21 protein-coding genes are annotated in these 20,585 nt (G+C 66.4%); 8 read left to right on the top strand and 13 right to left on the bottom strand.

Annotated elements, in window-relative coordinates; all coding sequences use genetic code 11:
• Window positions 1-14: 14 nt before the first annotated feature.
• Together AC1DE3_RS01730 and AC1DE3_RS01735 are read right to left on the bottom strand one after the other, a co-directional pair.
• A complete protein-coding gene (locus AC1DE3_RS01730) occupies window positions 15-239 on the bottom strand; it encodes a helix-turn-helix domain-containing protein (RefSeq protein ID WP_476779167.1) in 225 nt (74 codons plus the stop codon).
• 9 nt (window positions 240-248) lie between these two features.
• Window positions 249-911, bottom strand: a complete 663-nt coding sequence (locus tag AC1DE3_RS01735) for a DUF2975 domain-containing protein (RefSeq protein ID WP_476852009.1) — start codon at window positions 909-911, stop codon at window positions 249-251.
• On the opposite strand from AC1DE3_RS01735, the gene AC1DE3_RS01740 reads away from it, so the two are divergent.
• Complete coding sequence (locus tag AC1DE3_RS01740; protein WP_476779165.1) at window positions 910-1,536, top strand: hypothetical protein; 627 nt, start codon at window positions 910-912, stop codon at window positions 1,534-1,536. The two genes, AC1DE3_RS01735 and AC1DE3_RS01740, sit on opposite strands and share 2 nt — an antisense overlap.
• Here the strand turns inward: AC1DE3_RS01740 and AC1DE3_RS01745 are convergent.
• Complete coding sequence (locus tag AC1DE3_RS01745) at window positions 1,511-2,356, bottom strand: AAA family ATPase (RefSeq protein WP_476779164.1); 846 nt, start codon at window positions 2,354-2,356, stop codon at window positions 1,511-1,513. The genes AC1DE3_RS01740 and AC1DE3_RS01745 overlap by 26 nt on opposite strands.
• 212 nt (window positions 2,357-2,568) lie before the next feature.
• Between AC1DE3_RS01745 and AC1DE3_RS01750 the strand changes: the two genes are divergently transcribed.
• Complete coding sequence (locus AC1DE3_RS01750) at window positions 2,569-4,362, top strand: cation:proton antiporter domain-containing protein (RefSeq protein ID WP_476779163.1); 1,794 nt, start codon at window positions 2,569-2,571, stop codon at window positions 4,360-4,362.
• Here AC1DE3_RS01750 and AC1DE3_RS01755 read toward each other — a convergent pair.
• Both AC1DE3_RS01755 and AC1DE3_RS01760 read right to left on the bottom strand, forming a co-directional pair.
• A complete protein-coding gene (locus AC1DE3_RS01755; RefSeq protein ID WP_476779162.1) occupies window positions 4,298-5,401 on the bottom strand; it encodes a glycosyltransferase family 4 protein in 1,104 nt (367 codons plus the stop codon). The two genes, AC1DE3_RS01750 and AC1DE3_RS01755, sit on opposite strands and share 65 nt — an antisense overlap.
• Entirely contained in the window at window positions 5,401-6,306 is a 906-nt protein-coding gene (locus tag AC1DE3_RS01760; protein ID WP_476852010.1) for a UDP-2,3-diacylglucosamine diphosphatase, read from the bottom strand. The genes AC1DE3_RS01755 and AC1DE3_RS01760 overlap by 1 nt, the downstream gene beginning before the upstream one ends.
• A gap of 142 nt (window positions 6,307-6,448) precedes the next feature.
• On the opposite strand from AC1DE3_RS01760, the gene AC1DE3_RS01765 reads away from it, so the two are divergent.
• From AC1DE3_RS01765 to AC1DE3_RS01780, 4 genes are all read left to right on the top strand, one after another.
• Window positions 6,449-7,228 (top strand): SDR family oxidoreductase, encoded by a 780-nt coding sequence (locus AC1DE3_RS01765; RefSeq protein WP_441513735.1) that lies wholly within the window; start codon window positions 6,449-6,451, stop codon window positions 7,226-7,228.
• 270 nt (window positions 7,229-7,498) lie between these two features.
• Window positions 7,499-8,422, top strand: a complete 924-nt coding sequence (locus tag AC1DE3_RS01770; protein ID WP_476779161.1) for a DMT family transporter — start codon at window positions 7,499-7,501, stop codon at window positions 8,420-8,422.
• Between the two features lie 120 nt (window positions 8,423-8,542).
• Entirely contained in the window at window positions 8,543-9,163 is a 621-nt protein-coding gene (locus tag AC1DE3_RS01775) for a helix-turn-helix domain-containing protein (RefSeq protein WP_441513737.1), read from the top strand.
• A gap of 202 nt (window positions 9,164-9,365) precedes the next feature.
• A complete protein-coding gene (locus AC1DE3_RS01780) occupies window positions 9,366-10,535 on the top strand; it encodes a GGDEF domain-containing protein (RefSeq protein ID WP_476779160.1) in 1,170 nt (389 codons plus the stop codon).
• A 13-nt stretch (window positions 10,536-10,548) separates the two neighbouring features.
• Here AC1DE3_RS01780 and AC1DE3_RS01785 read toward each other — a convergent pair whose 3' ends face one another.
• The 7 genes from AC1DE3_RS01785 to lysM form a co-directional block, all read right to left on the bottom strand.
• Window positions 10,549-10,893 (bottom strand): HAD-IA family hydrolase, encoded by a 345-nt coding sequence (locus AC1DE3_RS01785; protein ID WP_476852256.1) that lies wholly within the window; start codon window positions 10,891-10,893, stop codon window positions 10,549-10,551.
• 5 nt (window positions 10,894-10,898) lie between these two features.
• Entirely contained in the window at window positions 10,899-11,828 is a 930-nt protein-coding gene (locus AC1DE3_RS01790; protein WP_476779355.1) for a c-type cytochrome, read from the bottom strand.
• A gap of 188 nt (window positions 11,829-12,016) precedes the next feature.
• Complete coding sequence (locus tag AC1DE3_RS01795; RefSeq protein ID WP_476779159.1) at window positions 12,017-12,448, bottom strand: c-type cytochrome; 432 nt, start codon at window positions 12,446-12,448, stop codon at window positions 12,017-12,019.
• Between the two features lie 131 nt (window positions 12,449-12,579).
• Window positions 12,580-14,889, bottom strand: coding sequence for a xanthine dehydrogenase family protein molybdopterin-binding subunit (locus AC1DE3_RS01800; RefSeq protein WP_476779158.1), 2,310 nt, complete (start codon window positions 14,887-14,889; stop codon window positions 12,580-12,582).
• Window positions 14,890-14,989: 100 nt separating this feature from the next.
• Window positions 14,990-15,283, bottom strand: a complete 294-nt coding sequence (locus AC1DE3_RS01805) for a hypothetical protein (RefSeq protein ID WP_476852011.1) — start codon at window positions 15,281-15,283, stop codon at window positions 14,990-14,992.
• Window positions 15,284-15,315: 32 nt separating this feature from the next.
• Window positions 15,316-15,633, bottom strand: a complete 318-nt coding sequence (locus AC1DE3_RS01810) for a rhodanese-like domain-containing protein (protein ID WP_441513742.1) — start codon at window positions 15,631-15,633, stop codon at window positions 15,316-15,318.
• Between the two features lie 139 nt (window positions 15,634-15,772).
• A complete protein-coding gene (lysM, locus tag AC1DE3_RS01815) occupies window positions 15,773-16,216 on the bottom strand; it encodes a peptidoglycan-binding protein LysM (RefSeq protein WP_476779156.1) in 444 nt (147 codons plus the stop codon).
• Window positions 16,217-16,391: 175 nt separating this feature from the next.
• Between lysM and AC1DE3_RS01820 the strand changes: the two genes are divergently transcribed.
• Entirely contained in the window at window positions 16,392-16,820 is a 429-nt protein-coding gene (locus AC1DE3_RS01820) for a GlcG/HbpS family heme-binding protein (protein ID WP_441513744.1), read from the top strand.
• Between the two features lie 103 nt (window positions 16,821-16,923).
• Window positions 16,924-17,985: an NAD(P)/FAD-dependent oxidoreductase gene (locus AC1DE3_RS01825; RefSeq protein ID WP_476852012.1), complete on the top strand. Its 1,062-nt coding sequence runs from the start codon at window positions 16,924-16,926 to the stop codon at window positions 17,983-17,985.
• Window positions 17,986-18,043: 58 nt separating this feature from the next.
• Here AC1DE3_RS01825 and AC1DE3_RS01830 read toward each other — a convergent pair whose 3' ends face one another.
• Entirely contained in the window at window positions 18,044-20,536 is a 2,493-nt protein-coding gene (locus AC1DE3_RS01830) for a hypothetical protein (RefSeq protein WP_476852013.1), read from the bottom strand.
• Window positions 20,537-20,585: the final 49 nt, after the last annotated feature.

The following is a 20,585-nucleotide window of genomic DNA, read 5'->3' on the forward strand; positions in this document are numbered from 1 at the left end:
TGATTTGCGAGGGCTCAATCGCCCTCGGCTTCCTCTCCGGCCTCATAGCGCAGCAGATCGCCGGGCTGGCACTGCAGCACGGCACAGATCCGCGACAGCGTATCGAAGCGCATGCCGCGCACCTTGCCCGATTTCAGCTGCGAGACCTGCTGCTCGGTCAGGCCGATTCGCTGTGCGAGCTCCTTCGAGCGCATCTTGCGACGCGCCAGCATGACATCAAGTTCGACGACGATGGGCATGGCGTCGGCTTACACGAAACTTTGATTCTCGTCCGACAGCCGGATCGCTTCCCGCAGCACGTGGCCGAAGGCGATCAACGTGGCGCCGGCAGCCAGTGCCGCGAAGATGCCGGGATCGAGCATGATCGCGATCTGCCTATGGCCCGCGGGGTTGTCGAAGGTCAGCGCCATGCTTTGCACCGCGCGCACGATCGGCGTCGCGGCGCCGAAGCCAGCAAGAAGCCAGCCGACGCGCAGCAGGCCCGAGGCGTTCTCCTCGACGAGAACCCTGCCCTCTCCGAACGCCCGAAACAGGCCCCCCAGCCGCAGCATCGCCAGAATGAAAAGCCCCGCCGGGATCCAGGCGAGAGCGAACGCTGCCCAGTAGCCTCTCGCCGAAGGGGCGACAGGGGCATTGTCGATCCCGATCCCGATCCCGATCGTGCTCCGGGCATGGCGAGCGAGCGCTTCCGCATCGGTCCACAGCCAGATGAGGCCGAAGAGCATGAGCAGTCCTGCGGCATAGCTGAAGGCGCGTGCCCATCGGCTGACGCTGCGCAGGCGGCTGGCCGCCTCCCGCGAAAACGCGCTCGCAGAAAGGGGTGGAGCTGGCATGACTATTCCCTTGGTTGACAAAATTAATCTAATAGCTTCATTTTTTAATGTCAAAGCCAATATCTGAAGAGCCCTCATGCGTATCCCCCCACCCGCCTGCCTCGTCCTTGCCGGCCTGCTCGCCGCCTGCGGCCATGTCCCGCTGACCTCGCTGCCCAAGCTGTCGAAGATCGATATCCGGACGACGCAGCTCGCCGATCTGCGGGCCGGCATCAGTCTGCCCGCCGACATCCGCCCTCTCCCGGGCGGCGTCACCATGACGATTGTCGCCCTGCCCAAGGATGGCGGCCGCCACGAGCGCAAGGTCGTGCTGGAGGAGGTGCGCGACGCAAGCGAGCTCGCCAAGCTGCCTGTCCTGGCGGCGCCCGGTCGCCGCTTCACCGTGTTCAGGCTGAGCGACGGCGATGCCGCGCGCGTCAGCGCGTTCCGGGAGGAGATGTTCGTCGGGCCGCAGAACAGCGGCAATCGCGGCAGCCTTGTCATGGCGGCCGAAAAGGCCTGCCGGCTCGGCGACCTCTCGGGCAAGCCGATCCCGATGACGAGCTATCTCAAGACGTCGGAGACGCAGGATTATGTGCTGCTGACCCGCGATGTCGATCTGGGCGAGGCCGTCCGTTCCGTCGACCCCAAGCTCGATCTGGCGACGGCGATCCCGCCCTGCGACGCGGTCAGCGGCCTCAGCGGCTCTCGCGCCGCGCCATGAAGGCGAGCTTCTCGAACAGCGAGACGTCCTGCTCGTTCTTGAGGAGCGCTCCGTGCAGCGGCGGGATCAGCTTGCGCGGATCGCGCTCGCGCAGCACCTCCGGCCCGATATCCTCGGCGACGAGCAGCTTGAGCCAGTCGAGCAGCTCCGAGGTCGAGGGCTTCTTCTTGATGCCGGGCACCTCGCGCACCTCGAAGAACAGCCGCAGCGCCTCCTCCATCAACCGCTTCTTGATGCCGGGGAAATGCACCTCGACGATCGCCTGCATCGTCTCGGCATCGGGGAAGCGGATGTAGTGGAAGAAGCAGCGCCGCAGGAAGGCGTCCGGCAACTCCTTCTCGTTGTTGGAGGTGATGATCATCACCGGCCGCTGCGCCGCCTTGATCCTCTCGCCCGTCTCGTAGACGTGGAACTCCATGCGATCGAGCTCGAGCAGCAGGTCGTTCGGGAATTCGATATCGGCCTTGTCGATCTCGTCGATCAGCAGCACGGGCCGGACCGGCGAGGCAAAGGCCTCCCAGAGCTTGCCGCGCTTGATGTAGTTGGCGATGTCCGAGACCCTGCTGTCGCCGAGCTGGCTGTCGCGCAGGCGGCTGACCGCATCGTATTCGTAGAGGCCCTGCTGCGCCTTGGTCGTCGACTTGATGTGCCAGGTGATGAGCGGTGCGCCGAGCGCCGCCGCCACCTCCTCCGCCAGCACCGTCTTGCCGGTTCCCGGCTCGCCCTTCACCAGCAGCGGGCGCTCCAGCCGGATCGCTGCATTCACCGCGACGGTGAGATCCTCGGTCGCGACGTAATTCTCGGTGCCGGCAAAGCGCATGGACAGTCCTTCTGATCGAGCCGCGGACGCTAGCGCATCCCGGCCGATAGCGGAAACCGCTATTCTTTTGGCGATATCGGCCCATTTGCCTAAAGGCTCGACAGGTAAGGCAAATTTCTCTCGGCCACCGCGATTCCAAGGTTGTGTTGCGCCGCCGCGAAACGCAAGAATTGCCGGACCATTTCTGCTCGTTCGAATCGCAGGGTCACCCTTTGGCCGGAACCGTCGATCCCTCCGTCTATAAGGACGCCGTCGTCGTGCTCGCGACGGCGGGCGTGATCGTGCCGCTCGCCAAGAGCCTCCGGGTCAACTCGATCATCGCCTTCGTCGCCTGCGGCGCGTTGCTCGGCCCCTATGGGCTGGGCGGCCTCGCGGCCAAGCTTCCGCTGCTGAGCAAGGTCACAGTCTCGAACGCGGAGGCGCTGGCCGGCCCGGCCGAGCTCGGCGTCGCCTTCCTGCTCTTCGTCATCGGGCTGGAGCTTTCCTTCGAGCGCCTGATGACGATGAGGCGCCTCGTCTTCGGGCTCGGCCTCGGCCAGGTCGGCCTCAGCGCGGCGGTCATCGGCCTCGTCGCCTATGCGTTCGGCCAGCCTGCCGCCGCGGCCCTCATCATCGGCTTCGGCCTCGCCCTCTCCTCGACAGCGATGGTCGTCGAGTTGCTCGCCGCCAAGAGGCGGATGACGACCTCGGCCGGCCGCACCAGCTTCGCGATCCTGCTCTGCCAGGACCTCGCGGTCATCCCGCTGCTTTTCTTGATCAGCGTGCTCGACGCGCAGAACGGCTCAGGCTCGTTGCTTGTGGGCTTGGCGCAGGCCTTCGTCCAGGCCTTCGCCGCCATCGCCACCATCATCGTCATCGGCCGGCTGGCGCTGCGCCCGCTTTTCCGCCTCGTCGCCTCGACCGAGTCGACCGAGAGCTTCATGGCAGCGACGCTGTTGACCGCGCTCGGCACCGGGTTGATCGCTGCGGCGGCCGGCCTCTCGATGGGGCTCGGCGCCTTCATCGCCGGTCTTCTGCTCGCCGAGACGGAGTTCCGCCGCGCCATCGAAGTCACGATCGACCCGTTCAAATCGCTGCTGATCGGCGTCTTCTTCCTCACCGTCGGCATGAGCGTGAACCCGGCCGAGATCGCGGCCAATCCCGGCGCCATCCTGGCGATTGCCGCCGGCCTCGTGCTGGCCAAGGCCGCAATCATCTTCCTCCTCGCCCGCCGCTTCCGGCTGTCGGCGGCGACGGCGCTCGAGACCGCGATCATGGTCGCGCCGGGCGGTGAATTCGCCTTCGTCCTGCTCAATGCGGCGACCGGCACGGGGCTCATCGACCATCGGGCAACCAGCATAGCGCTCGCCGCCGTGTCGCTGACCATGATCGCGCTGCCGCTGCTTGCCCGGATGGCCCGCCATCTCGCGCAGAAGCTGGCCCCTCCCGTCATCCTGCCCGACGAGGCGACGGTGCTGCCTCCCACCGACCATGCGCCGCGCGCGATCGTCGTCGGCGGCGGACGCGTCGGCCGGCTCGTCGCCTCGATGCTCGATGAGCACGGCAAGTCCCACATCGTCGTCGATTCGGACGCCGCGCTGATCACCGCGCAACGCCGCGCCGGCCGGCCCGCCTTCTATGGCGATGCAAGCAAGCCGGAATTCCTGCGCCTCTGCGGCCTGGAGGAAGCGACGGCCCTGATCGTGACGATCGACAATGCGCGCGCCGTCGACGCCATCGTGCAGGCCGCCCGCATGCTGAGTCCCGACATCGTCATCGTCGCCCGGGCTCGCGATGCGACCCACGCCCGCCATCTCTACGAGATCGGCGTGAACGATGCCGTGCCTGAGACGATCGAGGCGAGCCTGCAATTGTCTGAAGCGGCGCTGGTCGGTCTTGGCGTGCCGATGGGCCTCGTCATCGCCTCGGTCCACGAGCGGCGTGACGGGTTCCGTGCCCAGCTCAAGCCGGCAGGCGCCGCGAAAGCCCCCGCCGTTCCGCGCCACGCCCGCTCGCGAAGGCTGTGAAGTTGGCAGCGCCCGCCTCGCGCGGCAGATAGCCGGCCTGCTGCGCCACGCGCCTGATATGGCCGTAGAACTGCGCCGCGCTGTTCGCCCAGCTGTATCGGGCGGCCAGCTCGAGGCAGGTCTCGTGCGGCACCCTGAGCGCCTGCATCGCAGCGCTTCGCAGATCTTCGTCGAGCACGGCCGCGCCGCTGCCGGCGAAGACGTCGCGCGGCCCCTGAACCGGGAAGGCGGCGACCGGCAAGCCGCTCGCCGCCGCTTCCAGCAGCACGATGCCGAAGGTGTCGGTCAGGCTCGGGAAGACGAAGACGTCCGACGAGGCGTAGATCGCCGCCAGCTCCTCGCCTTCCTTCACGCCGAGAAAATGCACGTCGGGATAGGCGCGCTGGAGATCGCCCCGCGCCGGCCCATCGCCGACCACGACCTTGCTGCCCGGCAGCCGCAACGACAGGAAGGCGTCGAGATTCTTCTCAACCGCCACCCGCCCGACGCTGAGAAAGATCGGCCGCGGCAGATCGAGCACGCTCTGCGGGCGCGGATGAAACAGGCCGAGGTCGACACCGCGCCCCCAGCGCACCAGATTCTGGAAGCCGTGCAGGCGCAGTTCGTCCTCCACCGTCGCCGTCGAGACCATCACCGCGGCAGCAGGATCATGAAAGCGGCGCAGCAGCCGGTAGCTCCAGCTCTCCGGAATCGGCCAGCGGGCGGCGATGTATTGCGGGAAGCGCGTATGATAGCTGGTCGTGAACGGGCGCTTCTGGGCAAGGCAGACCGCCCGCGTCAGCCAGCCGATCGGCCCTTCCGTCGCGATATGGATATGGTCGGGCCCGAATTCGGCGACCCGCGCCGCGAGCGCCCGCCGCGTTGCCAGCGCCAGCCGAATGTCGGGATAGCTCGGCAGGCCGATCTGGTGGAACCCCTCCGGCGTCAGGGCCTGCGCGGTCACGCCGAAATCCGGCGCCGCCGCGATCATCCGCTCCAGCGAGCGCACGACCCCGTTGATCTGCGGGCGCCAGGCGTCGGTCGCGACGAGGACGCGCATCAGCGCGCTTTCCGCTCGGCCGTTTCCGGCTGAACGCCAAGAATGCGCGCCAGCTCGAAAGGCTGGAGCTTGCTCCGGGCGGCCTCGGCGAGCTCCGGCACGCCGACAGGGCGGGTCGGCACGACGACCGGCACTGCCGTTTCGCCCTTCAGACGGCCTTGCGGCCAGCGGATCAGCTCGAAATGTCCGTCATGATGCTCGACGAAGGCCGTGCAGCTTTCGACCCAGTCGCCGGTGTTGATGTAGGTCAGCCCCTCGATCGCGCGATAGGCGGCGTGATGGATATGGCCGCAGATCACGCCATCGGCATTGTGGCGGCGCGCTTCGCTGGCGAGGCAGGTCTCGAACTCGCCGATATAGTTCACGGCGTTCTTGACCTTGTGCTTGGCCCAGGCCGAGAGCGACCAATGCGGCAGGCGCAGGACGCGCCGAACCTTGTTGATCACCATGTTGAGGCCGAGCGCGACCGTATAGGCCCAGTCGCCGAGCAGGGCGAGCCATTTGGCGTTGCGCACCACGAGGTCGAACAGGTCGCCATGGATGACGAGCAGTCGCTTGCCGTCCGCAGTTTCATGGACGATCTCGTCGACGAGGGTGATGCCACCGAACTGCAGCCCGGTGAAATCGCGCAGGAAATCGTCGTGATTGCCGGTGACGTAGATCAGCTTCGAGCCCTTGCGCACCTTGCGCAGCAGCTTCTGGACCACATCGTTATGCGCCTGCGGAAAGTACCAGCCGCTCTTCAGCCGCCAGCCGTCGATGATATCGCCGACGAGATAGATGGTCGGCGCATCGTAGGCGCGCAGGAACTCCAGGACGAGATCGGCCTGCGCTCCGCGCGTCCCCAGATGCAGATCCGAGATGAAGATGCTGCGAACCTGCTTCGCGTCGTCCTCGTCGGCCATTCCGGAGAGCCCCCGCTGTTGCGATGCTCCGGGCGTGTGTCTGATTTGCGTTGCGCTTTGATGACGGCGCGTCCAATCCATGGTCAGGCTTGCCGACCAGCGGCCGCGTGACGGCAGCCTGCCGAGCTTACGGAGGAATCTGATGGATCTTGGAATTTCGGGCCGCACGGCCATCGTCTGCGCCTCCAGCAAGGGGCTCGGCCGCGGCTGCGCCGAAGCTCTCGCCGACGCCGGCTGCACGGTCGTGATCAACGGCCGCGACGCAGCAACCCTGGAAGCGACCGCGAGCGAGATCCGTGCCAGGACTGGTGCGACGGTCATCGCCGTTGTCGCCGACGTCTCGACCAAGGCCGGCCAGGATGCCCTGCTGGCAGCCGCTCCCAACCCCGACATCCTCGTCAACAACAATGGCGGCCCGCCGCCGAAGCCCTTCCGCCAGGTGACGCGCGAGGGCCTGCTCGAAGGCGTCGTGCAGAACATGGCGACGCCGCTGGAGCTGGTTCAGCGCGTCATCGACGGCATGATCGAGCGGCGCTTCGGCCGCATCGTCAACATCACCTCGGCGAGCGTCGTCACGCCTCTGACCGGTCTCGACGTCTCCTCCGCCGCCCGCGCCGGCCTCACCGCCTTTCTCTCCGGCGTCGCGCGCGAGGTCGCGCATGCCAATGTCACCATCAACAACATCCTGCCGGGCGTTTTCGACACCGACCGGATCAAGACCGCGACCAACAAGGTCGCCGAGATGCAGGGCATCAGCATCGAGGAAGCCACCAAGAGACGCCTTGCCGCGGTCCCGGCCGGGCGCCTGGGCACGCCGGACGAGTTCGGCAAGCTCTGCGCCTTTCTCGCCAGTACCAACGCCGGCTACATCACAGGCCAGAATTTCCTGATCGACGGCGGCGCCTTCCGCGGCACGTTCTGAGCCGCACCGCCGGGCTCCGTCATGCTCGGGCTTGACCCGGGCATCTCGTGACACGAAGTCTCTTGCACCTCTTCCGGCGAGAGGTTCTCGGGTCGAAGCTTCGCTTCGCCCCGAGAATGACGCCTGTCCCGTTCGGACTCCGGACCGAAGCGTCGTGCGCCAAGCACCGGGCCGGGCTGCAGAGTTCACGCTTCGCTTCCCGGCTTCGACATGGTCTAAGGAGGAACGGTTTCGACCGAAACTGTTCCTGCCCTCCCGCCGCGCGCTCCGTTGTCTCCTTTTCTCGGCATCACCCTCAAGCTGATCTCGGCGCTGGCGTTCACGCTGATGTCTGCCGGCATCAAGTCGATCTCGACGCGTTATCCGACGGGCGAGATCGTCTTCATCCGCTCCTTCTTCGCGATGATTCCGCTGCTCATCTGGCTCGCCTGGCGATCCGAGCTGCCGGCGGCGCTGAAGACCGGCAATCTGCGCGGCCATCTCAAGCGCGGCATCATGGGCTCCACCGGCATGTTCTGCGGCTTCGCGGCCCTGCAGTTCCTGCCCCTCTCCGAGGCGGTCGCCATCGGCTATGCCGCGCCGCTCGCCGTGGTCGTGCTCGCCGCGCTCGTGCTCAAGGAAAAGGTGCGCATCTATCGCTGGACGGCGGTGACGATCGGCTTCGTCGGCGTCGTCATCATGCTCTCGCCGCATCTCGGCGCCGGCAGCCACCCGGTCGGCGGCAATGCTGCGATCGGCGCCGCGCTCGGCCTCGCCGGCGCCTTCTGCTCGGCCTTTGCCTCGGTAGAGGTCCGGCTCCTCACGCAGACCGAGCGCACGGGCGCCATCGTCTTCTACTTCATGCTGCTGACCAGCCTGCTCGGCCTCTCCACCATCCTGCTCGGCTGGAACCTGCCCGATCTCAAGGACGCGGCCATGATGGTCCTCATCGGCATCCTCGGCGGGCTCGGCCAGATCCTGATCGTGCAGGCCTATCGCTACGGCGACGCCTCGCTGATCGCGCCCTTCGAATACTCGACCATGCTCTGGGCGGTGGCGATCGGCTGGTTCTGGTTCGGCGAATGGCCGGCGATGGCGATCGTGATCGGCGCCTTCATCGTCATCAGTTCCGGCATCTATGTGATCCTGCGCGAGCGTCAGCTCGGCCTCGCCCGACGCGAGCAGCGCGAGGTCGGCCCCAGCCGCATCACCTGAGCGTCGAACGCTGCCTCCATCCCCCGCAATCCGGCCCGAAGGCAGTCTTCGGCATTGTTCGCTTGTTCAAACGATCGTCCGCCGTTACAAACGGCCTCACAGTCGAAAGGGGCCGAATTCATGGGAATCGAGACGAAAGAGCGCGGCGGGCGGGAGCTTGAATCCGGGGCTCAGGTGATCTCGGGCCAGCTCGGCAAAACGATCCAGCGCCTGCGCAAGGCCTATAACTTCTCGCTCTCGGACCTCGCCGAGCAGTCCGGCGTCGCCAAGTCGATCATCAGCCAGATCGAGCGCAACGAGACCAACCCGACGCTCGCGACGATCTGGCGGCTGTCGCAGGCGCTCGACATCTCGATCGAACGCGTCCTCTCCAGCGGGGAGGAAGAGCCCTTCATCGAGAAGACCACCCGCGCCGACACGCCCATCCTCGTTTCCGAGGATGGCAAGCTCCGTCTCGCCATTGTCGGCTGGATCAAGACCGTCGAATGGCTGCAATGGTACGAGGTCACTGCCGAGCCCGGCGGCGAGCTCGATTCGGAGGGCCACCAGCGCGGCTCGATCGAGTCGCTCTCGGTGACGTCAGGCGAATTCGAGGTCGAGGTCGGCGACATCGTCCAGCGCGCCAAGGCCGGCGAAACCTTGCGCTATCGCTGCGACCGCCGCCACGTCGTCCGCTGCGTCGGCAACGAGCCGGGCAATGCCCTGATGGTCTGCATCCTCAAGGCTGCGGTGATGGAGTAGCACGCGGCGGCCTGAGCAGGCCGTGGCTGGCCATCGGCCCCCTTGCGCAGAAACGCCGGTGAATGACGTGACCGGTGAACGGTTTCCTCGGCGTTCCCACAAGCTGTAATTAACTTATCTGCCCCAGATTGCCCGGGCTGGGGAGCTGGGAGCGTTCGATCATGACTGAAACCGAACGCAGGTGCTGCTGACGGCGATACCGATGGATCTTGCAACCCTCTGGTATCTGACGACCGGCACGCTGCTCGTCGCCGCCGCGATGACCCTTTGGGAGCGCAAGGCGCATGCGCAGCGCTCGCGCGAACTCGGGCTTTGGGCCGCGGCCTATGCCGTGTTCGCCGCTGGCGGCATCCTGGCGATGAACCGCAACGCCCTTCCCGGCGTATCCGGCCCTGCCCTGACCAATATCGTGATGATGTTCGGCTACCTGCTGGTGCTCCAGGGAATCCTGGCGCTCGATGGCCGGAAACTGCATCCCGTCTTCATCGCCAGCCTGCTAGCGGCCGTCGGCGCTGCCTGGTTCGCCGCCGGGACTGGCGCGGCAGCCTTGCTCTGGAACCATGTCAGTGCATTTCCCATCGCAGTCGTCTGCGCGGTCAACGCGCTCGCACTGCTTCGTAGCCGGACTGCCAGAAGACTGCGCTCTCGCCCGATCGTAATCGCGGTCTTCGCCGGCCACAGCCTGTTCTATCTCGGCCGCACCTTCGTCGTTCCGGTCCAGGCGGCGATCCATGGCGACAATATCCTGGCCACCGTCGCGGCGGTCACGATGTATGAGGCCGTGCTCTTTGCCGTGGCGATGTCGATGTCGCTGCTGGCGCTCGTGCGCGAAGAGGATCGCGCGCGCCTTCTCGCGACGACCCGCACCGACTTCCTCACAGGGCTCAACAACCGCCAGGGTTTCTTCGAACTCGCGCCCAGAAGCCTCAGCCGTCACGACACGGGCGCCGCGCACTCCCTGCTTGCCATCGATCTCGACCACTTCAAAGCCATCAACGACCGCTACGGGCACGAGGCGGGCGACCGCGTTCTGAGACTCTTCGCCAGCACCGCCAAAGACATCGCCGGACCCGAGGCGATCAGCGCACGCCTCGGCGGCGAGGAATTCGCGATCCTGCTGCCGAACAGGAACGGCGAGGAGGCGCGCGTGATCGCGCAGGGCATCGCACAGCGGTTCGCCGAAAAAGCGGCGCAGAGCGATGGACTGGGAATTCCTGCGACGGTCAGCATCGGCCTTGCCGAGGCCAAGGCGCAGCAGGCCGATCTGGTCGCGTTGCTCGCCGCCGCCGACCACGCGCTCTACCGGGCCAAGACGCAGGGCCGCAACCGCATCGAGAGCGCCAAGCCCGGGCAGGCCGCCAAAGCCGCCTAGGGTCTCGCCCTCGCTATGAGCGCTCCGCCGCTTCCGCCATCAGGTAGGCGAGCAGCCGGCTCCCGTCCCACAGAGCTGCGCTCCATCCCCACCGCCGAGCCGCGTCGACATTTGCCTGCTTGTCGTCGATGAAGAACACCTCGTCGGCCCGGAAGCCGCTCCCTGCTTCGACTGCCGCAAAGAACCGGGCATCCGGCTTGGCCGCGCCGAGCGCCACCGCATAATGCATCCCGTCGAAACGGTCTCTCAGCGCGAGCTCCCCCCAGATGTGCCGCGCCCGCTCATGCTCCTGCACCGTGGCGAGGTGAAGCTCCACCCCGCCAGCCCTGATCGGTTTCAGCTGCTCCAGCAGCCGGATCGCCGCTACTTCGTCTGCGGTCGCGGCGGGCCTTCGACCGCCGGCAGCGACTTCAGGTACTCCGCCATCGCCATGCGGTCGGCGTCGGGAAGCTGCGCCATGTTGCGCACCACCGCGCCCATCGAGCCGCCGACGCTGTCGAAGCTCGGGGTGAAGCCGGTCTTGAGCAGCTCCGCGATCTCCTCCTTCGACCACTTCGCCAGCCCGTTCTCGGACTGGGTGATGTTCGGCACCCAGCCCTTGCCCTCCGGGTCCGGACCGCCGGCGAAGCGGGTCGCCGGCACGATCGCGCCGAGCACATTGCGGGCCGAATGGCATTCGGCGCAGTGGCCGGGACCATTGACGAGATAGGCGCCGCGATTCCAGGCCTCGCTCTTCGACGGATCGGGCCGGAAGGGCGCGCCTTCGAAGAATAGCAGCTTCCAGCCGCCGACCATGCGGCGGATGTTGAAGGGGAACGGCAGCTCATGCGGCGGCGCCCTGCCCTCCACCGGAGCCAGCGTGCGGATATAGGCGAAGAGATCGGCCAGCGCCCTCGGCGGAATCAGCCGATAAGACGTGTAGGGAAAAGCCGGGTAGAGATGCTGGCCGCGCGGCGAGACGCCCACCGCCATCGCATCGACGAAGTCCTGCACGCCCCAGTTTCCAATGCCGTCGCGCGTATGCGGCGAGATATTGGGCGCATGGAAAGTGCCGAAGGGGGAGGTCAGCGCCAATCCGCCGCCGAGCTTCAGCTTGTTGTCCTGGCCGGGCGTGGCATGGCAGGAGGCGCAGCCGCCCGCCGAAAACAGCAGTTTGCCGTTCTCGATATCCGCGGCCGGCAGCGCGCCGATCTCCGGCGAAGGCGAGACCACGCGCGGGTCGGTGAGGACGTAGAAGCCGGCGAAAGCGAGCGCCGCCAGCACGACGAGGGTGACGAATAGGCGGCGCAGCATCAGCATCGGCATCTCCAAGGCGCAATCAGCAGGGCGGTTCGGTCGGCCCGGGCGGCCGCCAGCTTCGAACCGCGACAGTTGTAACGTGGCGCAAGCGCGACGGCTGCCGCAAGCCGGGAAACGAGGTCATGAAAAAGCGGGCGGCCAATTTTGGCGCCCGCTTCCGGCTCTCCGCACGGGCAGAGGCCTCACTTCTTGATGCGATAGGCCTCGTGGCAGGCGCCGCAATTCTTGGTCGCCGCGCCGAAGGCGGTGAGGAAGCCGTCGAGGCTGGCCACATTCGCGCCGGCTGCGGCATCGCTCTCGAACTTCACGAAGGCCGCCTTGAAGCCGGCCTGGTCCTCCCAGATCTTCGGCGAAGCAGTGGTCTCGCCGCCGGTCTTGGAACTGTCGGGGAAGAGGGTCGGCACCTTCTTCGCGGTGTCGGCATAGGTCTTGAAGACGGCCTGCGCCTTGGTGGCGTCAAAGGGGGCTTCGCCCTTGGCCATGGCTGCGCCTTCGCGCGTGGCAGCGCCGAGCGCCTTCATCGCCTGCTGGCGCTCCGCGATGGGATTTGATTGCGCCAGGACGGCGGTGATGCCAAGCCCAAGGCCGGCGAGCACAAAAGCGGTGCGGATCATTCAGTTTCCCTTTGAGACGAGCCAGGGCCGAGTGGCGCGGCTTAGAACGCGTCCAAATCAAACGATGATCACAACACATCCAAATAGCTTTTGCGTGAGCGAGCTTGCAAAATCGCAAGTTAATCCTTGCATCAAAGTCGGTAGCCAGCTTCTTTCAGCGCAGTGAACACCTTGAGCGGCGTCGCCGGCATGTCCATGGCCTTGATGCCGGCGGCACGGTCGAGCGCGTCGACCATGGCGTTCATCACGGCCGGGCAGGCGCCGATCGCGCCGGCCTCGCCCGCGCCTTTCACGCCGATGGCGTTGGTGATGCAGCGGACATTGCGCGTCTCGAAATGGAAGTTCGGGATGTCGACCGCTCGCGGCAAGGCGTAGTCCATGAAGGTCGCGGTCAGCATCTGGCCCTCGGGATCGAAGCGGATTTCCTCCATCAGCGCCTGGCCGATGCCCTGGGCCGAGCCGCCATGCACTTGCCCCTGCAGCATCAGCGGGTTCAGCGTCACGCCGAAATCATCGACCACGACGTAGTTCAGGATCTCGGTGCCCCCGGTCCCCGGATCGATTTCCAGCTCGCAGACATGCGTGCCGTTCGGATAGGTCGCCTCCGGCGGCGTCCAGCTCTGATGGACCTTGAGCATGGCCGGCGTCGCGCCCGGCAGAGCCGCGATGGCGGCGAGGTCGAGCGACTTGTCGGTGCCGACGATGCGGACGGCGCCGTTGGCGACCTCGAGATCGCCCAAGGCGGCCTCGAGCTTCTCGGAAGCGAGTTGCTTGAGGTTGTCTGTGAGAATCTCCGTCGCCTTGTTCAGCGCCGCGCCGCCGACGGGGATCGAGCGAGAACCGCCGGTGCCGGAGCCTGTCTCGACGCGGTCGGTATCGCCCTGCACCACACGGATGCGATCCATCGGGATGTCGAGATGCTGCGAGACCAGCTGCGAATAGGCCGTTTCATGCCCCTGCCCGTTCGACTGGGTGCCGATCAGCACCGTGACGGTGCCGTCCTTCTCCAGGATCACGGTCGAGCTTTCCGGGCCGCCGCCGCCGCAGGCTTCGATATAGCTGGCCATGCCGATGCCGCGGATCTTGCCGGCCTTGGCCGAAGCCTTCTGGCGGGTCTTGAAGCCCGTCCAATCGGCCACCTCCATGGCCCTGCGCATATGGCCCTCGAATTCGCCGGAATCGTAGACCGGGCCGGTCTGCGTCTTGTGCGGCATCTCCGAAGGCTTGACGAAGTTCTGCGCCCGCACCGCATCCGGCGTCTTGCCGGTTTCGCGCGCGATGGCATCGACCAGGCGCTCGATCAGATAGGCCGCCTCGGGCCGCCCGGCGCCGCGATAGGCATCGACGGGGGTCGTGTTGGTCAGCACGCCGCGGAAGACGACATGCACGGCCGGGATGTTGTAGCAGCCCGGCGTCATCGTCGTGCCGACCCAAGGGATGAAGGGCCCATATTGCGAGAGCCAGGCGCCCATCTCGGCCGAGAGATCGACCTTGAGACCGATGAACCGGCCCTTGGCGTCGAGCGCCATCGTCGCCGTCGAAAGATTGGCGCGGCCATGGGTGTCGGCCAGGAAATGCTCGGTGCGATCGGAGACCCAGCGCACCGGACGCTTCAGCTTCTCGGCCGCGATCATCGCCAGCGGATATTCGCGGTAGAGGAAGATCTTGGTGCCGAACCCGCCGCCGACATCCGGCGTCACCACGCGGATGCGCTTCGGGTCGACCTTGAGCACATAATTCGCGATCAGGTCGCGCATGCCGTGGCTGCCCTGGCTCCCCAACGTCAGCGTCCAGCGCTTATCGGCCTTGTCGTATTCGGCGATGCAGGCGCGCGTCTCCATGTAGTTGGAGGCGAGCCGGTTGTTGACGATGGTGAGCGAGACCGTGCGCGCTGCCTTGGCGAAGGCCTTCTCGGTCCTCTCACGATCGCCCTGCTCGGCGACGAAGGCGACATTGCCCGCCCGGTCAGGCCACACCTGCGGCGCGCCATGCTCCAAGGCCTCCGCAATGCCGGTCACGGCCGGCAACGGATCCCAGTCGATCTCGATCGCCTCGGCCGCGTCACGCGCCTGCGCCAGCGTTTCGGCGACGATGAAGGCGACGGCCTCCCCGACATGACGGACCGTGTCGGCCGGCAGCACCGGAACCGGGAGAGATTGCGACATCTCGCCCGAGACGGTCGTGACATGCCCCTTGCAGGGCAGATCGCCATACCCGGCGACATCCTTCCCGGTCAGGATCAGCTTCACGCCCTTCAGCTTCCGGGCGGTCTCGGTGTCACCGATCGCAAAGCGGGCATGAGCATAGGGCGCGCGCAGCACGAAGGCGTGCAGCGCGCCCTCTGCGGCGATGTCGTCAGTATACCGGCCTGTCCCGGTCGTCAGGCGTTGATCCTCGACCCGCCGCACAGGCTGGCCGAAACCGAATTTCATGGGACGCATGAGGCATATCCTCAGTTAGGTCTGATGAAAGACTGAAACAGAAACGCGGCCGCGTCAGCCCCCGGCGCATGGTCGGGAGCTGCGTTGAGCGCAAGGCGCCTCAGCGCGCCGTACGGATCGCCGCCTCCGAGAGCGAGACCATCGTCTTGTAGTTGTTGACGATCCAGTTCGCGTCGTTGGCCGCGCCGGGGCGGACATCGCCCTTGCTCTGGGCGAGCTTCTCGCTGAAATCGCGCAGCTTGCCGAGCCAGGAATTCGCCTGACTCTCGATAAAAGGCACGCCGCCCGGGCTCTTCTCGGTGAAGGCGCCCATTTCGCGGACCGCTCCGGCATGGTCGGCAATCGCGGCGTTGAACGCCTTGAGATCGACGATCGGATGCTCGCTGCTCGGCATCAGATCGATTGACAGCGGACAGGGCCGAAGCCTCAGTCCTCCGCGACCGGTTCGCCATGCGTCAGCCAATCCTTGAAGCCCCCGGCATAGTGGCTGTCGATGTCGAGACCAGCCGACTGCGCGAATTCGAGCGCCCGCCGCGAGCGCACGCCGGCGGCGCAGGACAGTACGACTCGCTTGCCCGGCTCGTTTGGCAGGTCCGCCGGATCGAACTGCGAGAGCGGCCGCGAGACCGAGCCCGGAATATGTCCTGCCGCGAATTCATGCGGCTCGCGCACGTCGACGAGCAGGATGGAGCCGTCGCTCAGACCCGCCTTGACGGCGTCGATATCGAGGTCGTTCACGATCATGGGCAGCATCTCCCGCTCAGTCCTGTTACTCCGTCCAGATAGGGCGGCGCGGCAGGATATGCCAGCGGATGGGTGGCGGAGCCAGCCGAAAGGTCGCAGCGGCGGACCGCCGGTCCGCCGCTCATTGCCTTCGGAACCCTTAGCCCTGCGGCGGGATGCGCAGCACCCAGCCCGGCTGGATCAGGTCGGGGTTCTTCACCGGCGGCGTATTGGCCTTGACGATCTCGGGATACTTCGCGCCCTGGCCCTTGCCGTAATGCTCCTCGGCGATCTTCCAGAGCGTGTCGCCCTTCTTCACCGTGTAGAACACGGCAGCAGGCGCCTCCTTCGTGACGGCGAGGTCCGATTCGACCTGCGCCACGCCAGTGGTGTTGCCGAGCGCCAGGATGATTTTCTCCGCCTGCTCTGTCGACATGGCGTTGCCGGAGACCTTCACCTTGTCGCCATCGATCTGGATGTTGACGTCGGACGGCAATCCGTGCCCCGCCAGCTCCTTCTGCAGATCATCGGCGGTCGCAGCCTTGGCCGAGCCCGAACCGAAGATCTTGGCGCCCGCTTCCTTGATGAAACTGAACAAACCCATGGAATGCCTCCTTGTGTCGGGTGGCTATCAAGCCCTGTCGCAGCCCTATGTGCAAGCTGCGGAGGAAAAGGTGTTTTTTCGGAACCTGACCACTGATCGCGCGTGAAGGGCCGGAAGGCCCTTTCCTGCTTGCCACGCGGCTGGCAAGAACGCCTTACCCCAACCGGAGTTCCCCATGCTCTCACTCGCTCAGGCCCAGACCATCCTCGCGACGGCGCTCGCCCATGCCGAGGCCAATGGCTTCAAGCCGCTCGCCATCGCCGTCCTCGACGCGCGCGGCGCACAGAAGGCCTTTGCGGCCCAGGACGGCACCAGCCTGAAGCGCGGCGAGATCGCCCTCGGCAAGGCGCATGGCGTCATCGCGCTCGGTGTCGGCTCGCGCGCACTGCACAAGATGGCACTGGATCGCCCTTATTTCGTCGAGGCTGCGACCCATGCGGTCGGCGGCTCGCTGGTGCCGGTGCCCGGCGGCGTGCTGATCCGCTCGCCCGAAGGCCCGGTTCTCGGCGCCATCGGCATCTCCGGCGACACCTCCGACAATGACGAGGCTGCGGCTTGCGCCGGCATCGCCGCGGCGGGCCTCACCGCCGAAACCGGGGCCTGATCCCGCGCTTTTTGCACTTGCCATTCGACTGCTGAGGCCTCATGTCCTCCGGTAATCTGGGTTCTTTAAACCGTACAGTTTGGACCGGATCGAAGGTAGGATTATGAGCGAAGCGGCAGCAGCCAACGAAAACGAAGTCATCACCACCGACGTCGTCATCGTCGGTGCCGGCCCTTGCGGCCTCTTCGCGGTCTTCGAACTCGGCCTGCTCGACATCCGCGCGCATCTCGTCGACATCCTGCCGAAGGTCGGCGGGCAGTGCGCGGAGCTCTATCCGGAGAAGCCGATCTACGACATTCCCGGATTTCCAATGGTCACCGGCCAGGCGCTGGTCGACAATCTGCTCGAGCAGATCAAGCCCTTCGGGCCCACCTTCCACCTCAACCAGATGATCGAGTCGGTCGAGCCATGCGGCACCGCCGAGGCGCCGCGCTTCCGCGTCACCACCGACGCCGGTACGGTTTTCGACACCAAGACGGTCGTCATCGCGGCCGGCGGAGGTTCTTTCCAGCCGAAGAAGCCGCCGATTCCCGGCATCGAGGCCTATGAGCACGGCTCCGTCTTCTACGCCGTGCGCAAGATGGAGGCCTTCCGCGGCCGCAACATCCTGATCATCGGCGGCGGCGACTCCGCCCTCGACTGGACGCTGAACCTGCAACCTATCGCCAACCGCGTCACGCTGATGCATCGCCGCGACGATTTCCGCGCCGCGCCGCACTCGGTCGAGCAGATGCGCGCCCTGGTCGCCGACGGCAAGATGGATATGAAGCTCGGCCAGGTCACGGGGCTCAAGGGCGAGAACGGCAAGCTCGAGGCCGTTCTCTGCCGCGGCACCGACAATGCACCCTTCGAGATCGCCTGCGATACGATGCTGCCCTTCTTCGGGCTGACGATGAAGCTCGGCCCGATCGCGGACTGGGGCCTGAATCTGCACGAAAACCTGATCCCGGTCGACACCGAGAAGTTCGAGACCAGCGTGCCCGGCATCTTCGCCGTCGGCGACATCAACGCCTATCCAGGCAAGCTCAAGCTCATCCTCTCGGGCTTCCACGAAGCTGCGCTGTGCGCGCAGAAGGTTCACCGCTACGTCTATCCAGAGAAGCGGCTGACCTTCCAGTACACGACCTCGTCGACGAGCCTGCAGAAGAAGCTCGGCGTCGCCTGAGCGGGCAGCAAGCCGAAACAGCTGAATGCTGGAAGCCGCGGCCAGGGCCGCGGCTTTTTCAATGCGCCATCGTCTCGCGCTGAACCTGGGCGGCGGCAGCACCACTATGGGCCGCACTCTGCGCCAGGCCGAGGCCGAGCGATTGGCGCACGCTCTCGGAGGGGCCGGCCAGCACAGGCGCTTTGCCCTGCGGGGCGCTGACGACCTGCGGCGCGTCGCGCTCATCCATCGGCGGCAGCGGCAGATGATCCTCCGGCTCCTCCGGCTCGATCCGCGCCTTGAGCTCGGCGAGCGCGCCCCAGAGCGGCTGGAAGGAGAACCTGATCTTGTGCGTGCCGGCTGGCACCTGCACCGCGCGGAACAGCACATTGGCCTTCAGGATCTCGGTCTCGACCCCGTCGACCTCGACCTTCCACCAGGGATGCCAGATGTCGTTGAGCACGACGAATCCGGCCGCAGGCGTCCTCACCTCGATCTCGACATGCGCGTTGCGATACTGCGTCAGCTTGATATCGGCCTGCACCGCGACCGGCCCTTCCGCGGTCGCGACGGGCGGCTCGACATCGAGCAGAACGGCCTGCTGCGGATCGGTGTCCGGCCAGCGGCCCGAGAGTTTCATGCTCTCGAAATCGGCGAACTGCCAGCCGCCCACGAACTGCACCCGCGGCAGCGCATGCGGGTTCTCGTAGACATAGCCTTCCTTGGTTCGCGCAACCAGGTTGAGATCGCCGCTGCGCAGCGAGTGATCGACTTGGTCGATCGGCACCGGCGAGGCGATGTAGCGCAGCCCAAGCAGGTTGGCGAGCCGGCAGCGATAGGATGGGAAGAGCGGCGTGAACTTGCGGTCCGCCGGCTTTGCGATGCCGTCGCCCGTACCCACGGCCTCGGAGAAATCCTCCAGCCGCAGCGGATTGTAGCCGAGCGTGTGGTCGAACCCATGGACCATGCCGGCATTCGGCCATTCGAAGCCCATGCCGAGCAGCTCGACCCGGTCGCGGCGCGGCGAGCCGGCGGGCTGCGACGTCAGGTGCTTCAGCACCGCGATCGTCTCGTTCTTCGTGCCCGGCTCCAGCACATCGTACATCTGCGGCGGCAACGCCGTGGACTCGTTCGGGCCGTTGTTGACGCCCAGATCCGCTGCTACCACGCCCGTGACCAGAACCGCGGCGGCGGCAGTGCCGAGCGCTCCGCGCCAGCGCTGCAGGGCGAAGAAGGCGCCGCCCGCGACGGCGAACCAGACCAGAGCCAGCGCAACCGGCTTCCAGGCATCGGCGAGATGGCCCGCGCCGCGCGAGACGATGAGCGCGAGGATGACCGTCGCCATGACCACGCCTGCGCCGATCATGAGATCGCGGCGGAAGGAGGTCCCCTCTTCCGCGGTCAGGATGCGGTGCAGCACATAGCCGGAGAGCACCGCCGCCAGCCCGCCGATCAGGAAGGTTGCGTCGGCCGGCCGGCGGAACTGCTTCACGCCCGGCATATATTCGTAAGCGAAGTGGAACAGCGGCGTGTAGCGCCCGAGTGCGAACAGCACCATGAAGGCGAACATCAGCGTCAGCGGCCGGATCGACTTGTCCCAGAGCCAGCCGCGAGTCAGGCCCGGCGCCAGCAGCAGCAGCATCGGCAGCGCGCCGAAATAGACCTGCGCCATATTCTGCGACAGGTAGAGGACCTGGGGGTCGCTATAGGGTCCCCAGAACTCGACATTGGGATCCTTGGCGCCGAACAGGTCCCCGATGAATGCGGTGAGCAGCGACACAGGGTGCAGCGAGCCGCGAGCCGCCACGCCGAAATCGATCTCGGGCCGTGTCGTCGCCTCGGCGAAGAGCCAGGTCCAGAGCAGCGGCAGGACGATGACGGCCAGCCCGACCACGCTGGCGGCCGCGATCGGCAGCAGGCTCGCGCGAAAAGCCGGCCAGCCGCCGGAGGCCCAATGCGCCACGACCATGCCGAACAGCACATAGCCGCCGAGCAGGGCGACCTGATCCGGCTCCAGCACCATCAGCCCGGCCGCCAGGCCAGCGAAGACACCGGAGAGAACCGAGGAACGCTGCAGCATCCGCGCCGTCAGCCAGAAGGCGATGGCGAAGAAGGCGAGGCTCGCGATCTGGCCGACATGCTGCACCCGCCACGCAGCCGAGGCCCCGAAGGCGAAGACCAGCGCCGCCATCAGGCCGCCGGCCGGATGCCAGCCGCGATCGCGGAAGAACATGATGAGCGCGAGGCCGCCGGCGAGCAGATGCGCCAGCACATAGGCGTCGACATCGCGGAAGCTTGGAGCCGGCGACAGCAGGGCGAGCAGGATCGCAGGCGAGAAGATCAGCGACTGCGGATCGGCGATCTGCGGCGAGCCGGCGAAAACGTTGTGGTTCCAGAAGGGCGACTGACCGGAATGGAGCGCGTTCGCGAGGAACTGAACCTGCGCCTGGAAATGCGCCTTCGCGTCGAACGGAATCGTCACCGACCCCGAAAGCCAGGGCCAGCACAGGATGCCCCATGCCACGACGAAACCGATGGCCGCCAGCAGGTAGCCGGCGCCCCTTGCATCCACGCGTCTCAAATGGACCCCCACGGTCCTCGGCACGAACGGTCCCGTTCTG

The sequence above is a fragment of the Allobosea sp. 10L417 genome, assembly GCF_056395485.1.